Source organism: Streptomyces sp. 11-1-2 (assembly GCF_003595545.1).
Taxonomy (GTDB): domain Bacteria; phylum Actinomycetota; class Actinomycetes; order Streptomycetales; family Streptomycetaceae; genus Streptomyces; species Streptomyces hygroscopicus_B.
Window position 1 is genome coordinate 349,856 of sequence record NZ_CP022545.1, and the last position, 22,812, is coordinate 372,667.

A 22,812-nucleotide genomic window follows, 5' to 3' on the forward strand; every position below is an offset into this window, starting at 1 on the left:
TGGTCAGGCCGCCGGGACCCGCGCCGTAGGCGGGGAGTACGTCATCCGTTCGTGAGTGTGGTGCTGATCGCGGCGTCCGCGGTGGTGGCCGGCGCCCGCTCATACACGGCGATCGGGCCAACGGCCGCCGTTGGTGCCCAGCTCCTTGATGGCCTCCTGCCATGACGTGGCCCATGGCCTGCTCGCCGTAATACGACTGCCAGTTGGTGTTCGTCACGAAAGACGCGGCGGTGTTGAACGTCTGGTCCAGGTCGATCGAGGAGAAGCCCAGTGTGCTCCAGTTGCTCGCACTCATAGCCGCGCCGGGGCGAGGACGGGACTCATGTCGCCCGCTGCGGTAGCAGCCAAGTGTCAGGGTCAGAACCTCTCCGGGAAGATCAGGGCGAGGACGAGATAGCCCAGCAGAGCGACGGCCACGATCAGGCCGACAACGTTCTCGGCGGTCACAGCTTCGTCACCCCCCTGGCGGCGAGAGCCACCAGCGCGAACACCGCGATCGTGATGACGACGAAGGCCACATCGGCCATCGCTAACTCCTAGAGGAGGCTCGGGTGGAGAGGGACTGTTAGAGGAAAGCGCATCCCTGGCCGGATTCGGCCTTCGTTGACGCCTCCCATACGCAGGTTCGTACGCTTTTGACGGAACTCCTACGGCGGGCTGATCCATCTGCGGGAACCAATCCCCCGGGCGCCTGAACACGCCGTCGGCCACGACCGTGGGGCGCGGGCCAGCGGGGTGAGGGATCAGATGCGGAATCGCAGCCTGCAGATCACCGCGTCCGTGTCCTTCCGCACGGCGTGGGCGACCACGGCGCCCCGCTGGTTCTGCAGCAGCCGCTGCCACAGCCGGTCCGGCTCGACCTCGGGGATCAGCACGGTCACGCGGGTACCGGGCCCGGCAGCGGCCGTCTCGCCCACGTACACGGCGATCGGGCGGCCCAGGGAGCGGCGCTCGGAGGTGAGCTGGATCAGCGGAACCCCGGGGTCCCAGCGCGCCCAGGCGCGCTCCAGGGCGTGCGTCTGGGCGCGGTCCTCGGGGTCGGGGTGGCAGACGGTGACCGCGCGCACCTCGTCGCCGAGCGAGGCGGCGGCGTTCAGAGCCTCGACGGTCAGCCGCGACAGGTTCGACACGGGCACGATCACCACGGAGCGGTCTCGATGCGGTGGCTCGGGGATGCGGCCCCGTCCCAGGCGCTCGCCGATCCGGGCGTATGTGCGGTGCACGGCCGTGAAGGCGGCCACCAGCAGCGGCAGGGCGATGACAATCAGCCAGGCGCCGTCCTCGAACTTGGTCGCCGTCACGACAACGGCCGACACGCCGGTCAGCACGGCACCCAACCCGTTCAGCAGCGCCTTGCCCCGCCATCCCCTCCCCCGCTCCTCGCGCCAGTGCCGGACCATGCCGACCTGGGCGATCGTGAAGCCGACGAAGACGCCGATGGCGAAGAGCGGCACGAGGGTGTTGGTGTCACCGCCGGAGAAGACCAGCAGCGCGGCGGAGACCAGGGACAGCGCGAGCACGCCGTGGCGGTGGACCTGGCGGTCGGCCTTCAGGGCGAAGACGTGGGGGAGGTAGTTGTCGCGGGCCAGCAGCTTCAGCAGTACCGGGAGCCCGCCGAAGGACGTGTTCGCGGACAGCGCCAGCAGGATCATGGTCGCGAACTGGATGACGTAGAACGCCCCATTGTGGCCGAGTGAGGCGTCGGCCAGCTGCGCGAGGACGGTGACGCCCTCGACCGGCTGGAGGTGGAAACGGGAGATCAGCACGGACAGGCCGATCAGCATCACGCCGAGCACCGCACCCAGCGCCACCTCCGCGCGCTGCGCCCGCTTCGCCCGCGGGACGCGGAAGGACGGCACGGCGTTGGCGATCGCCTCCACACCGGTGAGTGCCGAACAGCCCGAGGCGAAGGCTTTCAGCAAAAGAAGCGCGCCGACCGTCGTCGCGTTGTCCGAGAGCATGGAGGCGTGGCCCGCGGCGGCCTCGGTACTGACCGGCGCGGACCGGAACAGCCCCACCCCGATCAGGATCAGGATGGAGACGACGAAGACCGCAGTCGGCACGATGAACGCCCGCGCCGACTCCACGATCCCGCGCAGGTTCACCGCCGTGATCAGCACCAGCACGACGAGGCACAGCCACAGCCGCTCGCCGTACAGCTCGGGAAAGGCGGAGGTCAGAGCAGCGACACCGGCCGTGACCGCCACGGCGACATTGAGTACGTAGTCCAGGACCAGCGACGACGCGGCCACCAGGCTCGTCCTCGCCCCCAGATGGGTCTTGGCGACGGCGTACGACCCGCCGCCGTCCGGGAACGCGGCGATGACCTGCCGGTAGGAGGCCACCAGCACCGCCAGCAGCCCGGCGATCGCCAGAGTGACCGGCAGCGTGAAGCCGAGGCCGTGCGCGCCCGCGGCGGCCAGTACGAGGACGATCGCCTCGGGGCCATACGCCACCGACGCCATGGCATCCAGCGAGAGGGCGGCCAGGCCGGTGACGGCGGTGAGCCGGTGGCGCTCACCGGTATCGGGCGGTTCCTCGGCGGCTGGGGCCTCGCCCGGCCCGGCGGTCAGGACAGACATGGGATACGTGCTCCTTCGTGACAAAGGCCCGCGCAGGCGGGGAGGCGATACGCGGTGCCTCAGGGTCTGTCCAATTCCGGCCATGTCCGACCGCTCCTTGCGGCTTCTTCGCGCCAAAGCCCTCAACCTTGACGCGCTCTTGACGGCCGTGTGACCCACACGACTCCTGCCGGGGTGAAGCCCGGGCCCCCACCACGACCGTGACGGCGGCCACCAGCGCTGCACTCCCGCAGCCCGCAGGGTCTGCTCGTCCGGGGGCGCCGACACAGCAGTTCGATGGGCGAGTGCGGGTCGCGGTGCAGCGCGGCGATCCCGGCCCCGTGCCCGTCTCGCCGGGAGGGCACTACGACGGTGACGGCCTCGCCGCACACGGCGTCCAGCCAAGAACGGCAGGTCGGACGCGCCCGGTTCCGGATGCGGTGAGGGTCAAGCGTCAAGGTTCCGTCTGCGTCCGCCGAAAACGCCGCCGTGAGTGATCCGATGGAGCCCCTCCCCGGGCGAGCGTGACCGGGTGCCGCGGGCTGGGACACGACCAGGCCGCCGCCGAGAGCGCCGCGAGCGCGCCCGCCACGCGGCTCCCGAGGGCGGCGACCGCGGCAACGGCCACGACGGAGAATCAGCGCGGCGTTCGTACGGGACAGGCGGTGCGGAAGAGCACGAGCACGAGTGCCACCAGGAACCATCCCGCGAGGGCCGCCGGCACGGCAAGCCGGTTCAGAGCGCATAGCCGGTCATCACGCCGTGACCTCACCTTCCGCGTCCACCACAGCGCCTTGGGAGCCCAGGCCCTCGTACGCCGCTTCGGAGCTCATACGCCCGCCTCCGGTGCTCTGCGTACCCCTGGCGTGCTCCGCCCGCTCGGCGAAGGGCAGGGACAGCGCCATGGTCAGCCCCCCACCGGGGGTGTCCTCCGGGGTGAGGGTGCCGTCCATCGCCTCGGTCAGGCCCCGCGAGAGAGCCAGACCCAGGCCGAGGCCCGTCGTGTTGTCGGTGTCGCCCAGGCGCTGGAAGGGTTCGAAGATCCGGTCGCGGTCGGTGGGTGGGAGGCCGGGACCGCGATCGACGACGCGGAGTTCGACGCGGCCCGCGTGGGCGCTGGCGGTCAGCAGCACCTTCCGCCCGGCGGGACTGTGGCGGGCGGCGTTGCCGACCAGGTTGGCGATCACCCGTTCGAGCAAGGGTGGGTCGGCCAGCACCGCGGGAACTTCCTCCAAGTCCGCCACCTCGACCTCGGGGGTGTCGGCGAGCGCCGCGGGGAGGACCTCCTCCAGGGTGGTGGCGCGCAGGTTGAGGGTGAGTGCGCCGGCCTGGAGACGGCTGAGGTCGAGGAGGTTCTCGATCAGCCGGTTCAGTGTGGCCATGGACTCGTCGGCGGTGGCGAGGAGTTCGTCCTGATCCTCGGGCGAGAACTTCACGTCCCGGCTGCGCAGCGAGGTGACGGCCGCCCAGCCCGCGGCGAGCGGGGTGCGCAGGTCGTGGCCGACCGCTCGCAGAAGAGCCGTACGCATCCGGTCGGCGGCTTTGACCGGTTCGACCTCGGCGGCGGCCTCGGCCAGCCGGGCCCGCTCGACCGCCGACCCCACGTGCGCGGCGAAGGCGGCCAGCACGCGCCGCTCGGAGGACGTGAGGGTGCGACCGCGCAGGACCAGGAAGGCACCGGGGCCCGCGGGTACGGCCGTCACGCCGTCCTCTCCGGGCGACTCGTCCACCAGTTCCGCGGAGTCCATCCCGAAGGTCTCGCGGGTACGTTCCACCAGGGCGGGTATCGCCGCGCCGCCCCGCACGATCGTGCCGGCGAGCGAGGACATGGTCTCCGCCTCGGCGGTGGCGCGGGCCGAGCGCCTCGACAAGCGCAGCGAGCGGTCCACGACAGCGGCCACTACGGCGGCCACCACCACGAAGACCGCCAGCGCCAGCAGCGCGTTCGCATCGTCGAGCGTGAACCGACCGAGGGGAGGGATGAACCAGTAGTTGAGCAGCAGCGACGCCGTCACCGACGCGATCACCGCCGACACGACCCCGCCTATGCAGGCCACCCCCACCACGGTGAGAAGGAAGAGCAGGGCCTCGCTGGTGAGGTTGAGCCGGTCCCTGGCCACGTCCAGATCCAGCAGGAAAGTGAGCGCCACAGGCAGCAGCAGACCGGCGACCGGGCCCGCGATCCTGCGTACGGTCGAGAGCGTGCGCTTGCGCGAGGGCAGCAGCGTGCCACGCCCGGCGCGCTCGTGCGTGACCTTGTGTACGTCGATGTCCCCGGAGAGTTCGACCACCGTTTCGCCGGTGCCGCGCCCGGTGACGAAGCGTTCCAGCCGGCCACGGCGGCTGGTGCCGAGGACGAGTTGGGTGGCGTTTTCGGCGCGGGCGAAGTCCACCAGGGCGGTGGCGACGTCGTCACCGACCACGGAGTGGTAGCTGCCGCCGAGATCCTCGATCAGCCGCCGCTGCCGGGCCAGGGAGGCGTGCGAGGCGCCGGCGGCCAGGCCGTCGCTGCGCGTGACGTGGACGGCGAGGAGGTCACCGCGGGCCGACCGGTCGGCGATGCGGGCGGCCCGCCGGATCAGCGTGTCGCCCTCCGGTCCGCCCGTCAGGGCCACGACCACGCGCTCCCGGGTCTCCCACACCCCGCCGATGCCGTGCTCCGAGCGATAGGACTGCAGCGCCTCGTCGACGCGGTCGGCAACCCACAGCAGGGCGAGCTGACGCAGCGCGGTCAGATTGCCGGGCCGGAAGTAGTTGGCGAGAGCCGCGTCGACCTTCTCCGGTGCGTAGATGTTGCCGTGTGCCATCCGCCGCCGCAGCCCTTCGGGCGGGATGTCCACCAACTCGATCTGATGGGCCCGTCGTACGACCTCGTCGGGCACCGTCTCGTGCTGCGGCACCCTGGTGATCTTCTCTACGACGTCATTGAGTGACTCGAGATGCTGGATATTGAGGGCACTGATCACATCGATCCCCGCCGCGAGCAGTTTCTCGATGTCCTCCCACCGCTTGGGGTTGCGGCCGCCGCCGGGGACGTTGCTGTGGGCGAACTCGTCGACGATCGCGACCTGGGGACGGCGCGCCAGGACGGCGCAGAGGTCCATCTCCTCGAACTCCCCGCCGCGGTAGACGCACGAGGCCCGCTCGACGACCTCCAGGCCGTCGAGCATCCCCTCCGTGCCGGGCCGCCCGTGGCACTCGACGAACCCCACCACGACATCGGCGCCGCGCGACGCTCTGCGCCGCGCCTCGTCGAGCATGCGGTAGGTCTTCCCCACCCCCGGGGCGGCCCCGAGGTAGACCTTGAGGCGTCCAGGGCGTACCTCACCCCCGGCGGTCCGTACGTCACTCGTATTGGTCCGTACGTCACTCATCGCAGCCGACGCGCTCCGCTCACTGGCGATCAACTCCCCGAGGGGAAGGGTTGCTTCCCCTACCGAAGCGCTTGTTCCAGGCGCTCTGCGCACTCCTTGACGCGTCCTTGGCGCCGGTCACGAGGACGTTGACACTGCCTTGACGGGCCCTGGCCCGATAGGGCGAAGGTCTCCTTCTAGAGAGCCCGACGTATAGGACAGCGTGCCTTTACGGTCGGCGCGGGCCCCCGTCCAAGCGGTGATCGCGCACAGGTTCCGCAGCAGCCCGCCGGTGGCCGGGGTATGACGGCTGCTGCGCCACGCCGACTCTCACCGGTCGTCACGTCCGGCCGAAGAGCGGCGTGCGGGTCTCAGCGGCACCGTCGGCGTTTTGGCCACGGCCCTTCCGGGCCCGGCCCTTGCAGGGCAGGGGTCGGTGCAATCCGCATGCTCCGGCAGGCGCTCAATCACGGGGTTTCAAGCCCGGCTGAAACACACGTGTTCGAAATTCCGGCTGGGTCGTTGACCCTCACAAGCCAGGCGGGCGACCGTCAAAGGGGGACCACCTTGACCTCGGCCAGCACAGAAGAACAACCGACTCCCGGCACAGCCGCGGACACCGGTGCGTGGATGGGGCTGGCCGGCGCCGTCGCCGGCTGCGCGTGACCACCAGCGCCGGCCGAACGACCACGCTCACCGACGCGGCCCGCGGCCCGCTTCCCCACCCGTTCCGCTGCGGAGAGGATCCCATCCACCACTGCGCCGGCCGCCCCGGTCCCTTCACACCCTCTGCGCCACTGCCTCGAACCCGTCGCTTTCGGAAGGACGTACCCCTCGTGTCCATCACACAGGACGAATGGAACACCGGCTACGCCGATGGCCGCCGCTATCGCCCACTCGGCGACCGTGAGCGGTCACTGCTTGCCACACACCTTCCCGCCCCTGTCGACGGCAAGGCCCTCGACGTCGGGTGCGGGGTCGGAGAACTCGCAGCGCACCTGTCCTCGCTCGGCTACCACGTCGACGCCGTCGACTGGTCGGACAACGCCCTCGCCGAGGCAACCGCCCAGCACGGAAACGCCGCCCAGTGGCTGCGCCTGGACATCGAGCTGGACGACTGGGCGCCGCTGCAGACCGACGGCTACGACGTGATCACCCTCCGGTTCGTGTATCCCTTCCTGAAGCACCGCGACCGAACCATGCTGGCCCTCGGCAGCCGCCTGCGACCTGGCGCCGCCATCGTGGTCATCACGCCCCTCGCCGCCGACACCCCGGCCGAGCGGCGCGGCATCGCGCTCGACGAGGACGAACTCGCCCACCTGCGGGCCGGCTGGTCCACCGCCGAGCGCCACGACGCCGAAGGGCTGGCCTTCGTGGTTTTGCGCGGCCCTCACCCGGTGGAGGCCACGCCACCGTCCTCGCCGTCGGCCAACCACACGCAACCCGCACCCGCCAATGCCCGAGACGCGACGCCCACCTCGCGACAGCACCACTTCACCCTGCGAGAGCGCTACTACGCCCAGGTGGAATCCGGACGCAAAACGATCGAGGTACGCGTCGGGACACCCAAGAGGGCGGTCGTCGAAACCGGGGACACGATCGTCTTCCGCGAGCCGGACAGTGGGCGGGAACTCGACATCGTCGCGAAGCGGATCACCCCGTACAGCTCATTCGACGAGCTTCTTGACGCGGAGGATCCGGCACGCATCGATTCCGGCTCCACGCGCGAGGAGCAGCTCGCCAACCTCCGCCGCATCTACCCACCGGACAAGGAAGCCCTCGGTGCCCTGGCCTTCGAGTTCGACCACCGTCCGGGACGGCCCGGCCACACCATGCCCCTGACTCCCGCGGAGTACGTTCAGACGGTGCCCCATCACACGGTGTACGGCTGTCTGTACATCCGCGACGAGCACGATCGCCCGGTTCAGCTGCGCTCCGTGTACGGCGACCGCCTGTGGCAGTTCCCCGGAGGCAACACCGACGCCGGGGAAGACCCTTTGGAGACCGCACGCCGGGAAGCGGCCGAGGAGACCGGGCTCGAACTCGGCCAGGGCCAACCACGCCTGCTGCTGACGCACTACCGCCCCCCGGGCCCCCGCTGGCCACTGGGCAAGATCGGCTTCGTCTTCGACGGCGGCCGACTCAGCTCCGAGCAACTGCGCCGCATCCGGCTCGACCCTGCCGAGCACGACCTGTGGGCCGTCCATGATCTCGCCGAGTGGCGACGCCTCATGGGCGAGACGCCCTTCGCCCGTCTCGATGCCGTCGAACGCACCCGCCGGGGCCAAGGCCCGAACTATCTGGCAACCGGGCCTTGATGTCCAGAACCGACCATGAAGCCACGCGGTCACCACTCTCTTCTCTCCGGTGTGCGACTCTCCGGTGTGCGACGGGGAGGGGCCCTGGGCCCGTACGGAAGGGGCGAGCGGCGCGGTCGGAATGCGAGAGGCATCGGGGCTTCAGGTGGCCACGTCCGACAGCCATGCGCAGGTCCGGCGCGGGCCCCCTAGGATCGGCCGCGTACCGCCCGCCATGGGCCACCCGATCGTTTCCGAGGACCCCGGTATGACCGACACCGAGCCCAGCCTCCCTGCCACCGATCCCGCCGCCGTGGTGCTGATCGGCGACGAAGGCCACGGCGGCCGGGTGCTGCTCGGCATCAGGGAGTTCGGCGTCCCGTTGCTTCTGGTGGTGTCCCACGCCCAGGGCCTGGGCTCCAGCGAGCTGGGCCTGGACCGCGGGCGATTGGGCAAGGCACGGGCGGCCGAGTTCCGGCGGGTCGGTGACCGTGTGCTGTTCGTGGTGCGCAACAAGCACTACCGGACCACGGGTGATCCGGCCGCCGTGCGGGCCGGTGAGGAGTCCTTCGCACCGGCCGTGCTGTGGAGCGGGCCAGTGCTGCGCGAGGAGTCGGGTGCCGCCGTCGTGGACGCCACGGACCTGGTGGTCACGGACCTCGACCGGCTGGCGGAGCACCTGTACGAGCGGGAACAGGGCGAGTACGAACTCGACGCCGCGGCCAGTCTCGCGCTGACGGCCGAGGCGCGGACCGGGCCCGGGAGCGTCCGCCTGCCGGCCCTGCTGACGTTCCGGGGGGCGGGCCGGGGCGCGGCGGTGCGGGGCGTCGCCGCGGATCCGTCCGCGCTGACCTTCGTCCAGCACCTCATCCTGTTCCTGCTGCCGCGGCGGCCGCTCGCCGCCCGGCGCTATCACCCCGGATCGGGCGGTTACGGCATCGGCCACACCGATCACGCGATGTCCGGGACGGGCGACACCCGGGTCATGTTCCAGCCGCGGTTCCGGCTGGAGAGGACCGGTTCCGCCACCGGTCGGGTCCGGCGGCCGATCGTCTTCCAGGTCGACCCGGCGATCCCCGAACCGTTCCGCGCGGCGGTGATCGAGGGCGGCAACTGGTGGCGGGAGGCGTTCGCCCGCCTGGGCATACCGGACGCCTACCGGGTGGAGGCCGGCGGGCCGGACTTCGATCCGCACGATCCGGAGGTCAACGCGGTGGTGTGGGTGCACCGGGCCGGACGCGGCTGGTCGCACGGTCAGGCGCTGACCGATCCGCGGTCGGGCGAGATCCTCACCGCGCGGGTGCGGCTGGGATCGCAGCGCCTGGAACAGGCCCGCGCCCTCGGCGAGGCCCTGCTGGCCCCCTACGGCCACCCCGATGAGACGCGGCGGCTCGCCGCCGTCGAGGAACTGGTCCTGGCCCGGCTGCGCCACCTCGCGGCCCACGAGATCGGGCACGCCCTCGGCTTCATGCACAACTTCGCCAGCACATCGCACCCCCGGCCCTCGGTCATGGACTACCCCCACGCGCGGATCTCCGTCACCGAGGACGGAGAGCCGGACCTGTCCGCCGCGTACGGCCCGGGCCTGGGCCCGTGGGACCACTTCCTCGTCGCCCACGCGTACGGCGAGTTCCCGGGGGTGACGAGGGCCGCTCGCTGGCGGGGCTGCGCGCCGAGGCCGCCGGGGCCGGGCTGGTCTACGTCACCGACGAGGACGGCCGTGGGCCGGGCGCGGCCCACCCCGGGGGCGTTCCGTGGGTCATGGACGGGGACGCCCTGGCCTCGCTCGCGGCCATCCTGCGCGTGCGCGCCGTCGCGCTGGCGGGTTTCTCGCCCGGAGTCCTGCCGCCCGGACGGCAGACCGGGGAGTTGGAGGAGCGGCTGGTGCTGCTGTACCTGCTCCACCGGCACGAGGTGACAGCCGTCGCCCGTCTGATCGGCGGCGTCCACTACGCGTACGGCCTGGCCGGAGAGCCGGGGGGTGGATCGACGGCCGTGGAGGGGGTCGCGCAGTGGCGGGCCGTGGACACCTTGGCATCCCTGCTGGGCGCCGAGGAACTGGCCCTGCCCGGGGCGGCGCTGCGTTCGGTGACTCCCCCGGCCATCCGCTACGAGCGGACCGCGCAGTACTTCGACACCGCCGGTGGCCGGGTCTTCGACCCGTTCACGGCGGTGCGGTCGGCCGCGGCGGTGGTGACCGAGGCGCTGCTGGAGCCCGCGCGGCTGAACCGCCTCGCCTGGCAGCACGCCGTCGACGCGGCCGTGCCGGGCGTCACCGGCCTGCTGGACGCGCTGCTGACCGCCACTTGGCGGCGGCCCGGTCCGGTCGCGCCGGACGTGATGGCGGGTGCCGCCGTCCAGTACACCGCCAACTGGGTCCTGCTGCATCACCTGCTCCGCACGCTCGGCGCCGATGAGCTGCACGCCCCGGTCCGGGCCGAGATCCGGGCGGTGCTGCGCCAACTGGCCGGGGAACTGGAGCGGGTGAGCGGCCCGCAGGAGCGGGAGGCCGCTGAGCTGATCCGTGGCCATCTGACCGACGCGGCATCGGTGTGGGCGGATCCGCTCCCCCGGATACCGCCGGGGGCGCCCAATTGACACCCGGGCCCCGGGCCCCGGCCGGGCCGGTGGCCACGGCCGGTGCCCGGGCGCCTCATCCCGGGCCGGGGCCGTCGGCGGGTACGGCGGGGATCTCGTAGGCGAGGCGGAAGCGTTCACCGGGGATCACCAGATCCGCCGTCTCCAGGGGACCCTCGCCCCCGTAGTAGGTGCGCTCTATGGCCGCGACCGGCGCGCCCGGGGCGATGTCCAGCGTGTCCGCTTCCTCACGGGTGGCGGACCGGGCGGTGACGGTCTCGGTGGAGCGGGTGACCGGCAGTCCGATGGAGGACATGCGGGCGATGACACTGCTGCCCGCCATGGGCCCGGCTCCCGGCAGCGCGACCGGCGTTCCGCCGGTGATGCTCAGCGGCTCCCAGCTCACGCAGAGCATGGCGGGACTGCTGTCCCGGGTGAGGAGGTATTCGCTGCGGACCACCGGCTCCGTGGCGGCGATGCCCAGGCGGCGGGCGGTCTCCGGGGAGGCCGGTTCCGTCCGGGACCGTGGCCTGCCGCGCACCGAGCCCGCTCCGGACGCCTCCCGGCCGCCCTCGCTGAGCGCCAGCCTGCCCTGGAGCCGCTGACGGGTCCAGGACCGCTCCATGGTGCTCGAGGAGGGCCGCTCGCGGACGAAGACTCCCACTCCCGCCCGCCCCTTCGCCAGACCGTCGTCCACCAGGACCCGCACCGCGGCGGCGGCGACGTTCGAGCCGATGCCGTAGGCGCGGGCGATGTCGGCCCGCGAGGGCAGCGGCTCACCCGGCGTGAACTCGCCCTTTTCGATCCGGCGGCGCAGATCGGCTGCGACCGTCCGGTAGGCGGCGACCCCCATGCCTGTCTCACTTCCTGGATAGCGTCTCGGAATCCGAGAAATTTCGCGCCGGTCCGGCCCGGTCGGCCGACCACGGGGACGGCTCCGCCCGGTGGACCGCCCGGAGCCTGATGCAACAAGCGCGGCCACCGACCCGCTTTCCCTCGCAGTCTGCCACGATCCACCGACCACCTGATGCATCAGCCACCGCCCTGGACGGAGGCCGGGAGGCCCCGTCATCTGCCCTCTGAGCAGCCGCGTTACCGACGAGAGGGGCTTTGCGCACGGCGTCGGGCCGGGCTACCTTGCAGCTCCGGCCGATGAGCCCGTCTCGTCGGGCGAACATCTTCGTGGACACACTGTCGGCTCAGACCTGTCGGTGAGGAGGCCAGCGCATGCCGGAAGGAACGCCGTACCACCCGGCGGCGCGGCCGGCCGGCGACGCCCGGGAGTCCTGTAGCGGGACGTCCGGCTGAAACCCGCGCCGTACACGGTTGCGGCGGGCCGGACGTCGCCCCGCTCCTCCGCACACCTTCCACCGGATCCACCGGAGACCAGCCATGCCCTCCCTTCGCCCCGTCCTCGCCGCGTCGGCCGCGCTGACCGCCACCGCGCTGCTGGCCACCGCCTGCTCCTCCACCGCCTCGCCCGCCGGCTCCTCCGGCGGCGGCTCGGGCAAGCAGACGGTCACCTTCATGGGCTTCTACGGCAGCTTCCAGGACGAGTTCACCAAAACGGTGATCGACCCCTTCCAGAAGGCCAACCCGGACATCACCGTCAAGTACGTGCCCATCCAGAACTCCGCCGAGGTGCTGGCGAAACTGCGGGCGAGCAAGTCGCGGCCGGTCGCCGACGTCGCCCTCATGGACCGCTCCGTGGCGCCGACGGCCAACAAGGAGAAGGTGTTCGCGAAGCTGGACCCGGCGAAGGTGCCCAACCTCCGCCGACTCGTCGACACCGCGAGGAGCAAGGACGGCTACGGTCCGGGCTTCAGCCTCGACAGCCTGTCGATCCTCTACCACTCCAAGAAGGTCAAGCAGCCGCCCACCAGTTGGAACGACCTGTGGGACCCGGCGTACAAGGGCAAACTGGCGATGCCCATCGCGGATACCCGCGGCGTCGCGCTGATCATCGCTCTGGAGAAGATCCTCGGCGGTGACTACAAGAAGGACATCGACCCGGCGATCGGCAAGCTCAAGAAGCTGGCCCCCGGTGTGGAGACATGGCAGCCCTCGCCGGACGTGTACACCGCGGTCCAGTCCGGCGAGGCGCAGGTCGCCGTGGGCTGGAACGCCCGCGGCCAGTACTACAAGGACTCCTCGGGGGCGTCGTCCAGCCGGTGCTGCCCAAGGAGGGCACGGTCACCCAGATCAACACGATCAATCTGGCCGCCAACTCACCGCACACCGCCGCCGCGCAGAAATTCATCGACTACGCCATCGGTGCCAAGGCCCAGAAGGCGTTCGACGAGGCGGCCTTCTACGCGCCCGTCAACAGGGACGTGCGGCTCTCCCCGGCCGTGAAGAACCGTACGGCGGCCTCCGATGTCCAGCGGAAGAACCAAATCCCCATCGACTGGGACTGGCTCACCACGCGCTACACCGCCTGGGTCGACCGCATCAAGCAGGAGGTCATCAGTGGCTGACGCACCGCATCTGGTGCTGCGCGGGCTGACCAAGACCTATCCGGGCGCGGACGGGGCGGCCGTCCGCGGCGTCGACCTCGCCGTGGAGCGCGGGCTGATGCTGGCGGTCCTGGGGCCTTCCGGATGCGGTAAGTCCACGACCCTGCGGCTGATCGCCGGGCTCGTCACGCCCACCGCGGGACACGTCGAGGTCGACGGACACGATCTGACCGGTGTGCCCGTGCACCGACGTGACATGGGCGTGGTCTTCCAGTCGTACGCGCTCTTCCCTCATCTGGACGTGGCCCGCAACGTGGCGTTCGGCCTGGAGATGCGCAAGATGGCGAAGGCGGAGGTCAGGCGCCGGGTCGGCGAGGCACTGGACCTGGTCCGCCTCGGGCACCTGTCCGGGCGCCGGATCGCCCAGCTGTCCGGCGGCCAGCAGCAGCGCGTGGCACTCGCCCGCGCCCTGGTCGTCGAGCCGTCCGTACTGCTGCTGGACGAACCGCTGTCCAACCTCGACGCCCAGCTGCGCACGGCCATGCGGGACGAGATCGGCCGCATCCAGCGCGAGACCGGCATCACCACCGTGTTCGTCACCCACGACCAGCAGGAGGCCCTGTCGATGGCCGATGCCGTCGCCGTGATGAACGAGGGCCGCATCGAGCAGACCGGCACCCCGGAGGACATCTACGAGCGGCCCGCGGGCCCGTTCGTGGCCCGCTTCGTGGGCCGGGCCAACCTGATCGAGGGCACCTCCCGGGGGCGCGACGGAGAGCGCACGGTGGTGGAGCTGCCGGGCCTCGGCAAGATACCGGCGGCCGGGGGCCCGGTGGACCCGGGCCGCCCGGCCACGGTGCTGCTGCGTCCGCACCGCATCGCCCTCGCGCCCTCGGCGGACACCGACGCGCCCCATGGCACGGTGCTGTCCGCCGCCTACGCCGGCGAGACGGTCGCGTACCGGGTGCGGATCGGCGGCGACGGGCCCGTCGTGGACGTGGAACGGCCCACCGGCACTCACCAGACACTGGGCCCCGGTGCCGAGGTCGCGCTCTCCTGGGCTCCGGAGGCCCCCCGGATCGTGGCGGGTTCGGCATGACCGCACCCGCCGCGCCCACCGTGTCCGCCGTGTCCGCTCCGGCCGCGGTGAAGGCCCGCGGATCCGGACGCCATGCTCTTGCCCTGCTCGCGCCGGGGATTGTCGCACTGCTGCTCACCTACGCGATGCCGCTGCTGTGGGTGGTGCGGATGTCCGTCAACGAGTCGGGGCAGGGCGGCACCATCCGGCAGACGGTGTCCTTCGCCACCTTCGCCAAGGTCCTGGGCAGCGCCCACTGGTGGAACGTCATCGGTCAGACGGTGGAGCTGGGCGTCCTGGTCACCGTCTGCACCCTGGTCGTCTCCTACCCGGTCGCCCTGTTCCTGGCCCGCACCACCAGCCGCCTGCGCGGCCTGCTGGTCGCCCTGGCCGTGACCCCACTGCTGATCTCCTCGGTCGCGCGCACCTTCGGGTGGATGGCGATCCTCGGCAACCAGGGCCTGGTCAACAAGTCGCTGACCGGTCTCGGACTGATCGACGAGCCGCTGCGGCTGGCCAACAACCTCACGGGTGTGGTGATCGCCTCGACGGAGATCTACATGCCGTTCGCGATCCTCGCGATGATCAGTGGCTTCGGCCGGCTGGACCCGGAGCTGGAGCACGCGGCGGCCTCGCTGGGCGCGCCCCGCCACACGGTGTTCCGCAGGGTCGTGCTGCCGCTCACGCTGCCGGGCGTACTCACCGCGGCGCTGCTGGTGTTCGTCCTCAGCCTCAGCGGCTATGTGACGCCCCGTCTGATCGGTGGCGGCCGGGTCTTCGTGCTGGCCACGGAGATCTACGACCAGGCCACCACGGCCCTGGACTGGCCGGTGGCCGCCGTGCTGTCCGTGCTGCTGCTCGCCGTGTTCGGGGTGGTCATCGTGGTGTACCAGCGCGCCCAGAAGGTACTCGAAGCCCGTTTCACCGGACCACAGGAGGCACGCTCATGACCGGCCACCCGGGGGTCCGGGCGCCGTGGCGGACCCGGCTGGGCCGGGTCCTGTGGGGCGCGGTCCTCGTCGCGCTCTATCTGTTCCTGCTCGCGCCGATCCTCGTGGTGCTGGTGGAGTCCTTCGACAACGCGACCTATCTGCGCTTTCCGCCGGAGGGGTTCACGTTCGACGCCTACCGGCAGGTGTTCGGCAACGCCGCGTTCCGCACCGGAGTCCAGGTCAGCGCCGTCACGGCCGCGGCGACCGCGCTGCTGGCCCTGGTGGCGGGGGTGCCGGCGGCGCTCGCGCTGACCAGGCTGCGGTTCCGCGGGCGGGCGGCCGTCGAGGCGGCGTTCCTGTCGCCGCTGCTGGTCCCGCACATCGTGCTGGGCCTGGCGCTGCTGCTGATCCTGGCGCCGATCCCGCTCACCGACACCTACCCGGGCCTGATCGTGGCCCATCTCGGTGTGACCGTGCCCTATGTCGTGCGCACCGTCTCGGCGGCGCTGGCCTCCGCCGACCCGCGGGCGGAGGAGGCGGCCCGGACGCTGGGCGCGAGCGGGTTCACCGCGTTCCGGCGCATCACGCTGCCCGTGATCCGGCCAGGCCTGTTCTCGGGCGGCGTCATCGCCTTCCTGCTGTCCTTCGACGAGACGGTGATCTCGCTGTTCGTCTCCGGGCAGAACACCGTGCCGCTGCCGGTCGCCATCCTCCAGTACGTCGAGTACCGCAGCGATCCGTCGGTCGCCTCGCTGTCGGTCCTGCTCGTCCTGTTGTCCGTGGTCGTAGTGGTCGCTGTGGAGCGCGGGATCGGCCTGCGCCGCTCCCTGCGCTCCGGCTGACGTCCTCGTCCCCTCACCTTTCAAGGAGTTCCACCGTGCCCCTCGACACAGCCGCCCTGCACCACGACAGCGTGGTCTTCAACGCCCTCGACTGCACCCCGTTGGCCTGGGCGGACGAGACGTACCTCGGCAAGCTGGCCGCCTCCGGGGTCACGGCGCTCAACCACGCGGTGTCCATCTCCCAGGATTACGACGCCGCGGCCGCCGCCCTGGTCGGATGGCAGCGGCGCCTGGCCGAGACCCGGGGGCGGCTGTTCCAGGCATACGGCCTCGAGGACGTGGCGCGGGCCAAGGCAGACGGCTCCATCGCCTGGTTCGCCGGATTCGAGGACAGCAAGCCGGTCGGCGAGGACCTGTGGCGGCTGGCGGCCTTCCACCAGATGGGTCTGCGGTTCATGGGGCTCACCTACCAGAACCGGAATTTCGCGGCCGACGGCAGCGGGGAGAGCGCCAACGGCGGGCTGAGCCGCTTCGGCCGTGCGCTGGTCAAGGAGTGCAACCGGCTCGGGGTCGTCCTCGACCTGTCGCACACCGGGGAGCGTTCCACGCTGGAGACCATCGAACTGTCCGACAAGCCGGTTCTGGTCACCCATGCGGGGCTGACCCATTTCGTCGACAGCCCGCGCAACAAGAGCGACGTGGTGGTGCGTGAACTGGCGGCGCGCGGCGGGGTGTTCGGGCTGGCGGCCAAGTCCGGTTTCCTGGACCCGGACGGTCTGACCCGCCGCCCGAGCGCGCAGGTCTTCGCGGACAACATCGACTATCTGGTCGAGCTGGTCGGCATCGACCATGTCATCGTCGGCACCGACGTCGGCGACGAGCGCAAGTACTCCCGTGAGGGCATGGCGCGGGTGCGCCGCCTGTACCCCGAGATCCCCATGGCCGGGGAGGACCTGGACCTGGACCGCCTGCACCCCGAGGGCATGGGCACCCCGGCCGATCTGCCCGTCATCACCGAACTGCTGGTGGGCCGCGGCTACACCGCCGCGGACATCGTCAAGGTCCTCGGCGGCAACCTTCAGCGGACCCTCGCCGGCATCTGGGACACGGCGGCATGACCGGACGCCCGGTGAGCATCGCCGTCGTGGGCGCCGGACCGCGCGGTACGGCCGTCCTGGAACGGCTGATCGCGAACCTCGGCGACCGGGCAGCACGGCTGCACGTGGTGGAACCGCACCTGCCCGGCGCCGGCCGGGTGTGGGACCCCGAACAGCCCGACCACCTGCTGATGAACACCCTCGCCGGACACGCCACCGCCTTCCCCGACCGCAGTGTGCGGATGGCCGGGCCCGCCACCGAAGGGCCCGCCTTCCTCGACTGGGCGCGCGGCCACGCCCCGGGCCTGAACCCCTGGGACCATCCCGCACGCGCGCAGATGGGCCGCTATCTGGCCTGGGCGTACCGGCGCATGGTGGACTCGGCCGCCGGGAACGTCCGCGTCGTCCACCACTCGGTGCGGGCGGTGGCGCTCGACGAGGAGGACGCGGCGGCGGGCGGCCAGCTGCGCCTGGGTCTGGCCGACGGGACCACTCTGCTGCTGGACGCGGTGGTCCTCACCACCGGTCACACCGACCAGCGGGCCGCGCCCGATCAGCTCGAACTCGCCTCCTGCGCACGGGAGTCGGGTCTGGTCCACCTGCCACCGGGTCAGCCGCACGAGGCGCGCCTCGATCTGCTGCCCCCGGGCGAGCCGGTGCTGGTACGCGGTCTGGCGCTCAACTTCTTCGATCACATGGCTCTGCTCACCGCCGGGCGCGGCGGGCGGTTCACCGGCGACGGTGACCGGCCGGCTTACGTTCCCTCCGGCCGCGAGCCGCACCTGATCGTCGGCTCGGGCCGAGGCGTACCGTACCTGGCCCGGGGCCAGGAGCCCGGCCGGATGCCCGCCGGACACACGCTGCGCCACTTCGACGGCGCCGCCGTCGGGCGGCTCGCCACGCGGCGGCCCGGCACCGTCGACTTCATGACCGAGGTGTGGCCGCTGATCGCCAAGGAGGCGGGCGCGGCCTGGTACCGGACACTGCTGGAGGTACGCCCCGGCGCTGTGCCCGCGTCCGGGTTCATCGAGCGATACGCGGCGGTGGAGCACGGGTCCGCGGCATGGTCGGCACTGCTCGACGAGGAGGTGCCCGACCCGGCCGACCGCTTCGACCTGTCGGCGCTCGACCGGCCGCTGGACGGCTTCCGGTTCGACGACCGCGCGGCGTTCGGTGACTGGCTGACCGGGCGGCTGCGCGCGGACCTGGACGCGGCCCGGGCGCCCGGGCGCAGCCCCGTGAAGGCCGCCGCGGCGGCGGTGGCCGCGGTGAAGGGGCAGGTCCGGCGGGTCGTTCTCGCCGGGGTGCTGAGTGGGCCGTCGTATCGTGCGCTGGCGTGGTTCCGTGCCTTCGGGGCCCATCTGTCCAGCGGCCCGCCGGCCCGGCGGATCGCGGAACTGATCGCCCTCCATGACGCGGGCGTCGTGACGTTCCTCGGGGCCCGCCCGGAGGTGGCCGTGCGCCGGGACGACGGCGCCTTCCACGCCGTGTCCCCCACCACCGGCGGCCCTCCGGCTCGGGCACGCGCGCTGCTCGACGCCTGGCTGCCCGGCACGGACCTCGCGACCACCGCGGACCCGCTGCTGCGCGGCCTGCTCACCGCAGGTCTGGCCCGTCCGCACCGGGGCGGTGCCGCGGAGACGGCCACGGCCAGTGGCGCCCTGGACGTCGAACTGCCCGAGCACCGGGTGCGCCGCCCCGACGGCCGGCCGCACCGGCGGCTGTACGCGTTCGGGATCCCGACGGAGGGCATCCACTGGAACACCGCGATCGGCGCGCGGGCGCGCGCCGATGCCGATCTGTTCCGCCACGCCGACGCCATCGCCCGGGCCGCCCTCAGCCCTTGACGACTCCCGCCGGGAGCCGGATCGTGCACCCGCGCACGGGTGATGTGGTGCGCGTGGGACATCTGGCCGGGCCGCCCGTCCAGCCAGATTGTTCGGCGCCCGGCCCGGCATGTCCTGACCTCCGGGAAGTCTGTCCGCGGTTGTTCGTGGTCGCGATCGCGGCGGTGTTCTTCCTCATGCGCCGCCGTGGTGACGCCCGGTCAGCCGTGAAACAGGTCGCGTACGAGGTGGTCGAGGGTCCAGCCGGTGACCACGGTGTCCTTGGTCGTCGCCGTGATCAGGAGGGGGCCTCGTCCAGCTTCTCCACCACGCGCTCGGAGACCTGCGCCAGCGTCCGCAGCTCCGCCGGCGTGATGTGGTCGAGGAACAGAGCGCGGACCGCCTCCACGTGACGGGGGGCAGCGGCCTCGATCATCGCGCGCCCCTCGTCCGTGATCACGACGAACGCGCCACGCCCATCCTCGGCGCACTCGTCCCGGACCACCAGCCCCCGCTTCACCATGCGGGCGATGTGATGGGACATCCGGCTCTTTTCCCACTCCAGCGCCCGGGCAAGATCCAGAATCCTCCGCCGCCCGTCCGGTACGTCCGTAAGCTCGACCAGCACTCCGAAGTCCGCGGCCGACACATTCGACTCCGTCTGCAACGAGCGCGACAACTGGGCCCGGAGCCTGTCATGCAACCGGATGAAGCTCCGCCATGCGCACTGCTCCTCTGGCGTCAGCCATCGCACCGTCTCTTCCATGGGGAAAGTGTAAACGTAGTTGATAGTTCACCGAACACCCACACGGACCCCGACGGGCCCGACCTCACGCCGAACCACCTGCTTGGTTGACATATCAATTACATTGGCTCGATGATTGACACGCCAACCAGATCCCCTCGGGGAGCGCACCAGGAGAGGTCCATGACGGCCACAGCCTTCGAAGTGGGACTCAACTCGTTCGGCGAGGTCGCGACCGACGGCGACCGGCCGCTGAGCGACGCCGAGACCGTTCGCCTTCTCGTCGAGGAGGCCAAGCTCGCCGAAGCGGCCGGGCTCGACGTGTTCAGCCTCGGCGAGCACTACCGCCCAGGCCATACCGACAGCGCCACTCCCGTCCTGCTCGCCGCGATCGCCACCGCGACGCAAGGCATCCGGCTCGGCACCTCGGTCACCGTACTGAGCACGAACGATCCGGTACGGCTGTACCAGGAGTTCTCCACCTTGGACGCCGTCTCGAACGGCCGCGCCCAGCTCGTGCTGGGGCGGGCGTCGGCCACCGAGTCGTTCCCACTGTTCGGCTATGACCTCGCCGACTACGAAGAGCTGTTCGAGGAGAAGCTGGATCTGTTCCTGCGGCTCCAGCGCGAGGAGGCGGTGACCTGGTCGGGCAGGTTCCGGCCCCCGCTCGTCGAGCAGCTACTGCACCCCCGGATGCCGCCCGGTGGCATTCCCACCTGGATCGGTGTGGGCGGCAGCCCGAACTCCGTGGTGCGCGCGGCCCGCTACGGGCTGCCGCTCATGCTCGCCATCATCGGCGGCCGCCCCCAGCGCTTCGCCGGCCACGTCGAGCTCTACCACCGCACACTCGAGCAGTACGGGCACGCTGGGCAGCCGGTCGCCCAGCACTCGCTGGGGCTCGTCGCGGACACCGACGAGGAGGCGGTCGAGACCTGGTGGCGGTACTGGCAGCCGACCGTCGCCCGACTGGCTCAGGAGCGTGGGTTCTACAAACCGACCCGCGAGCGATACGAGGCGGAGATCGAGACGGGCGCTCTTTTCGTCGGCTCGCCCGAGACCGTCGCCCGCAAGATCGCCACAGTGGCCCGCGAGCTGCGCCTGAGCCGTTTCGACCTCAAGTACGACGTCATGAATCTGCCCCGCGAAGCCCGTGCCCGCTCGATCGAGCTGCTGGGCCGCGAGGTCGCCCCGCGCGTGAGGGAACTACTCGCGAAGGAGCCCATCCATGTCTGATCTCGTCTTCGGACTGGACACGTTCGGCGATGTGCCGGAGGACGACTCCGGCAGAGCGGTCTCCGACGCCCGGGCCATCCGGCAGGTCCTCGACGAGGCCGTTCTCGCGGAGGAGACCGGCGTCGACGTCATCGCCCTCGGTGAACATCACCGCCCGGAGTTCGCGATCTCGTCCCCGGAGACCGTGCTCGCGGGCATCGCCACCCGCACCAGCCGCATCCGCCTGTCGTCCGGCGTGACCGTGCTGAGCTCGGACGACCCGGTCCGCGTGTTCCAACGGTTCGCGACCGTGGACGCACTGTCCAACGGCCGGGCCGAGGTCATCCTCGGGCGCGGCTCCTTCACCGAGTCGTTCCCCCTCTTCGGCTACGACCTCGCCGACTATGACGTGCTGTTCGAGGAGAAGATCGAGCTCTTCGCCGAACTCCTCGAGGAAAAGCCCGTCACCTGGAGCGGCACCAAGAGGGCCCCGCTGGAGAACGCCGATGTCTTCCCCAAGACCGAGTCAGGACACCTGACCACCTGGGTCGGCGTCGGCGGCACACCCCAGTCGGTCATCCGCACCGCGCAGTACGGATTCCCGTTGATGATCGCCATCATCGGCGGCTCCCCACAGCGCTTCGCGCCCTACATCGACCTCTACCGCCGCGCCACCGACAAGTTCGGCACGACCGCTCATCCGATCGGTATGCACTCCCCCGGCTTCATCGCCGACACGGACGAGGAGGCCCGCGAGCTGCACTGGCCGCACTACAAGGTCATCCGTGACCGCATCGGCGCGCTGCGGGGCTGGCCGCCCATCCGCAAGGAGGAGTACGAGGCCGAGATCGAGCACGGCTCCCTCTACATCGGCTCGCCCGAGACCGTCGCCCGAAAGATGGCCCGCGCCATCGAGGCACTCGGCGTGGGCAGGTTCGACCTCATCTACACCACGGGCGCACAGCCGGTCAGCGCTCGCCTGCACGCCGTCGAGCTGTATGGCACCAAGGTGATCCCGATGGTCCGCGACATCCTCGCGGGCTGACGCACGAACGGAGAAGACATGCACACCACCGCAGTGCGTACCGTCGGCATCCTGGGGGCGGGAAAGGTCGGCACCGTGCTCGCACGGCTGGCCCTGACGGCCGGCCATCGCGTGCTCATCGCCGGATCGGGCGATCCCGCGAAGATCGCCCTCACCATCGAAGTCCTGACCCCCGGCGCGGCCGCGGTGACCGCCGAGGAGGCCGCGACGAAGGCGGACATCGTCGTCCTGGCGCTTCCGCTCGGCAAGTACCGCGGTATTCCGGCCGAAGTGCTGCGCGGGAAGCTCGTCATCGACGCGATGAACTACTGGTGGGAGGTCGACGGCGGCCGCGAGGACCTCACCGACCCGCTCACCTCCTCGAGCGAGATCGTGCAGGCGTACCTGGCGGGAGCGCGCGTGGTCAAAGCGTTCAACCACATGGGCTACCACGACCTCGAGGACGGCGCCCGGCCCGCGGGCACGCCGGGCCGCAAGGCGATCGCGATCGCCGGGAACGATCCGGACGACCTCGCCACCGTGGGGCGCCTCGTCGACGCCCTCGGCTTCGACCCCGTCACGGCCGGAGGGCTGGCCGAAGGCGTACGCCTCGAACCGGGAACGGAGCCTTTCGGTGCCAACGTCGGCGCCGCGGAGCTGCGCGCGATGCTCAACCGCTTCCCGCAGTCGGAGCGCGGACGGGCCGTGATCAGCGCACGGACCTCGGCCGAACGCGCGGCCTGACCCATCTCGCCGAGATTATGGATTGATAGGTTGACGCGTCATCTACCTTCTTTTACGTTGGATGGCAGTTCAACTATTTCCCTGTGGGCCCGCCAGAGGGTTCCGCACCACCCGATCACCAGAGGTAT

17 protein-coding genes and 2 pseudogenes are annotated in these 22,812 nt (G+C 71.2%); 13 read left to right on the top strand and 6 right to left on the bottom strand.

Translation table 11 applies throughout. The annotated features are described in order from the left end of the window. Positions 1-160: 160 nt before the first annotated feature. The 4 genes and pseudogenes from CGL27_RS01700 to CGL27_RS01725 all read right to left on the bottom strand — a co-directional run. Positions 161-274: pseudogene (locus CGL27_RS01700) on the bottom strand (potassium-transporting ATPase subunit KdpA); the annotation flags it as partial. Positions 275-357: 83 nt separating this feature from the next. Beyond that, positions 358-447, bottom strand: coding sequence for a K(+)-transporting ATPase subunit F (gene kdpF, locus CGL27_RS01705; RefSeq protein ID WP_018566520.1), 90 nt, complete (start codon positions 445-447; stop codon positions 358-360). 296 nt (positions 448-743) lie between these two features. Continuing rightward, the gene (locus CGL27_RS01710; RefSeq protein ID WP_119994203.1) at positions 744-2,582 is read right to left on the bottom strand and encodes an APC family permease; all 1,839 of its coding nucleotides are present in this window, start codon (positions 2,580-2,582) and stop codon (positions 744-746) included. Positions 2,583-3,316: 734 nt separating this feature from the next. After that, the gene (locus CGL27_RS01725) at positions 3,317-5,935 is read right to left on the bottom strand and encodes an ATP-binding protein (protein ID WP_119983934.1); all 2,619 of its coding nucleotides are present in this window, start codon (positions 5,933-5,935) and stop codon (positions 3,317-3,319) included. An 815-nt stretch (positions 5,936-6,750) separates the two neighbouring features. Here CGL27_RS01725 and CGL27_RS51420 point away from each other — a divergent pair. From CGL27_RS51420 to CGL27_RS53050, 3 genes and pseudogenes are all read left to right on the top strand, one after another. Continuing rightward, positions 6,751-8,232 carry an NUDIX domain-containing protein gene (locus CGL27_RS51420; protein WP_240450315.1) on the top strand — a complete coding sequence of 494 codons (1,482 nt, stop codon included), beginning with the start codon at positions 6,751-6,753 and terminating at the stop codon, positions 8,230-8,232. A 247-nt stretch (positions 8,233-8,479) separates the two neighbouring features. Then, a pseudogene (locus CGL27_RS53045) lies at positions 8,480-9,796 on the top strand (zinc-dependent metalloprotease); the annotation flags it as partial. Between the two features lie 8 nt (positions 9,797-9,804). Beyond that, positions 9,805-10,809: a zinc-dependent metalloprotease gene (locus CGL27_RS53050; RefSeq protein ID WP_276147804.1), complete on the top strand. Its 1,005-nt coding sequence runs from the start codon at positions 9,805-9,807 to the stop codon at positions 10,807-10,809. Between the two features lie 55 nt (positions 10,810-10,864). On the opposite strand, the gene CGL27_RS01745 is transcribed toward CGL27_RS53050, so the two are convergent. Further along, the gene (locus tag CGL27_RS01745) at positions 10,865-11,641 is read right to left on the bottom strand and encodes a GntR family transcriptional regulator (RefSeq protein WP_162952842.1); all 777 of its coding nucleotides are present in this window, start codon (positions 11,639-11,641) and stop codon (positions 10,865-10,867) included. Positions 11,642-12,180: 539 nt separating this feature from the next. On the opposite strand from CGL27_RS01745, the gene CGL27_RS01755 reads away from it, so the two are divergent. Genes CGL27_RS01755 through CGL27_RS01785 form a run of 7 tightly spaced genes read left to right on the top strand, consistent with a single transcriptional unit; the run spans position 12,181 to position 18,980 of the window. Further along, complete coding sequence (locus CGL27_RS01755; protein WP_162952843.1) at positions 12,181-13,143, top strand: extracellular solute-binding protein; 963 nt, start codon at positions 12,181-12,183, stop codon at positions 13,141-13,143. Beyond that, a complete protein-coding gene (locus CGL27_RS53055; RefSeq protein ID WP_276147805.1) occupies positions 13,140-13,265 on the top strand; it encodes a hypothetical protein in 126 nt (41 codons plus the stop codon). The genes CGL27_RS01755 and CGL27_RS53055 overlap by 4 nt, the downstream gene beginning before the upstream one ends. Continuing rightward, entirely contained in the window at positions 13,258-14,343 is a 1,086-nt protein-coding gene (locus tag CGL27_RS01765) for an ABC transporter ATP-binding protein (protein ID WP_240450316.1), read from the top strand. Before CGL27_RS53055 ends, CGL27_RS01765 begins: the two co-directional genes overlap by 8 nt. After that, complete coding sequence (locus CGL27_RS01770) at positions 14,340-15,272, top strand: ABC transporter permease (RefSeq protein WP_119983939.1); 933 nt, start codon at positions 14,340-14,342, stop codon at positions 15,270-15,272. Before CGL27_RS01765 ends, CGL27_RS01770 begins: the two co-directional genes overlap by 4 nt. After that, positions 15,269-16,096 (top strand): ABC transporter permease, encoded by an 828-nt coding sequence (locus CGL27_RS01775; RefSeq protein WP_240450317.1) that lies wholly within the window; start codon positions 15,269-15,271, stop codon positions 16,094-16,096. Before CGL27_RS01770 ends, CGL27_RS01775 begins: the two co-directional genes overlap by 4 nt. 35 nt (positions 16,097-16,131) lie before the next feature. Next, positions 16,132-17,154: a membrane dipeptidase gene (locus CGL27_RS01780; RefSeq protein ID WP_162952845.1), complete on the top strand. Its 1,023-nt coding sequence runs from the start codon at positions 16,132-16,134 to the stop codon at positions 17,152-17,154. Further along, complete coding sequence (locus tag CGL27_RS01785) at positions 17,151-18,980, top strand: FAD/NAD(P)-binding protein (protein WP_119983941.1); 1,830 nt, start codon at positions 17,151-17,153, stop codon at positions 18,978-18,980. The genes CGL27_RS01780 and CGL27_RS01785 overlap by 4 nt, the downstream gene beginning before the upstream one ends. Before the next feature lie 277 nt (positions 18,981-19,257). On the opposite strand, the gene CGL27_RS01790 is transcribed toward CGL27_RS01785, so the two are convergent. After that, complete coding sequence (locus tag CGL27_RS01790) at positions 19,258-19,725, bottom strand: MarR family winged helix-turn-helix transcriptional regulator (protein WP_119983943.1); 468 nt, start codon at positions 19,723-19,725, stop codon at positions 19,258-19,260. A gap of 162 nt (positions 19,726-19,887) precedes the next feature. Here CGL27_RS01790 and CGL27_RS01795 point away from each other — a divergent pair, with 162 nt between their 5' ends. From CGL27_RS01795 to CGL27_RS01805, 3 genes are read left to right on the top strand one after another with little or no spacing between them, the layout of a single operon-like run. Further along, entirely contained in the window at positions 19,888-20,937 is a 1,050-nt protein-coding gene (locus tag CGL27_RS01795; RefSeq protein ID WP_119983946.1) for an LLM class flavin-dependent oxidoreductase, read from the top strand. Continuing rightward, complete coding sequence (locus CGL27_RS01800; RefSeq protein ID WP_119983948.1) at positions 20,930-21,961, top strand: LLM class flavin-dependent oxidoreductase; 1,032 nt, start codon at positions 20,930-20,932, stop codon at positions 21,959-21,961. Before CGL27_RS01795 ends, CGL27_RS01800 begins: the two co-directional genes overlap by 8 nt. Positions 21,962-21,979: 18 nt before the next feature. Further along, positions 21,980-22,684 (top strand): NAD(P)-binding domain-containing protein, encoded by a 705-nt coding sequence (locus CGL27_RS01805; protein ID WP_119983950.1) that lies wholly within the window; start codon positions 21,980-21,982, stop codon positions 22,682-22,684. Positions 22,685-22,812: the final 128 nt, after the last annotated feature.

What these genes read in the sequence shown, in the direction of transcription:
- CGL27_RS01710 (WP_119994203.1), bottom strand. Translation starts at nt 2,582, where the DNA reads ATGTCTGTCCTGACCGCCGGGCCGGGCGAGGCCCCAGCCGCCGAGGAA.
- CGL27_RS01725 (WP_119983934.1), bottom strand. Translation starts at nt 5,935, where the DNA reads ATGAGTGACGTACGGACCAATACGAGTGACGTACGGACCGCCGGGGGT.
- CGL27_RS01745 (WP_162952842.1), bottom strand. Translation starts at nt 11,641, where the DNA reads ATGGGGGTCGCCGCCTACCGGACGGTCGCAGCCGATCTGCGCCGCCGG.
- CGL27_RS01755 (WP_162952843.1), top strand. Translation starts at nt 12,181, where the DNA reads ATGCCCTCCCTTCGCCCCGTCCTCGCCGCGTCGGCCGCGCTGACCGCC.
- CGL27_RS01770 (WP_119983939.1), top strand. Translation starts at nt 14,340, where the DNA reads ATGACCGCACCCGCCGCGCCCACCGTGTCCGCCGTGTCCGCTCCGGCC.
- CGL27_RS01775 (WP_240450317.1), top strand. Translation starts at nt 15,269, where the DNA reads ATGACCGGCCACCCGGGGGTCCGGGCGCCGTGGCGGACCCGGCTGGGC.
- CGL27_RS01785 (WP_119983941.1), top strand. Translation starts at nt 17,151, where the DNA reads ATGACCGGACGCCCGGTGAGCATCGCCGTCGTGGGCGCCGGACCGCGC.
- CGL27_RS01790 (WP_119983943.1), bottom strand. Translation starts at nt 19,725, where the DNA reads ATGGAAGAGACGGTGCGATGGCTGACGCCAGAGGAGCAGTGCGCATGG.
- CGL27_RS01795 (WP_119983946.1), top strand. Translation starts at nt 19,888, where the DNA reads ATGACGGCCACAGCCTTCGAAGTGGGACTCAACTCGTTCGGCGAGGTC.
- CGL27_RS01800 (WP_119983948.1), top strand. Translation starts at nt 20,930, where the DNA reads ATGTCTGATCTCGTCTTCGGACTGGACACGTTCGGCGATGTGCCGGAG.
- CGL27_RS01805 (WP_119983950.1), top strand. Translation starts at nt 21,980, where the DNA reads ATGCACACCACCGCAGTGCGTACCGTCGGCATCCTGGGGGCGGGAAAG.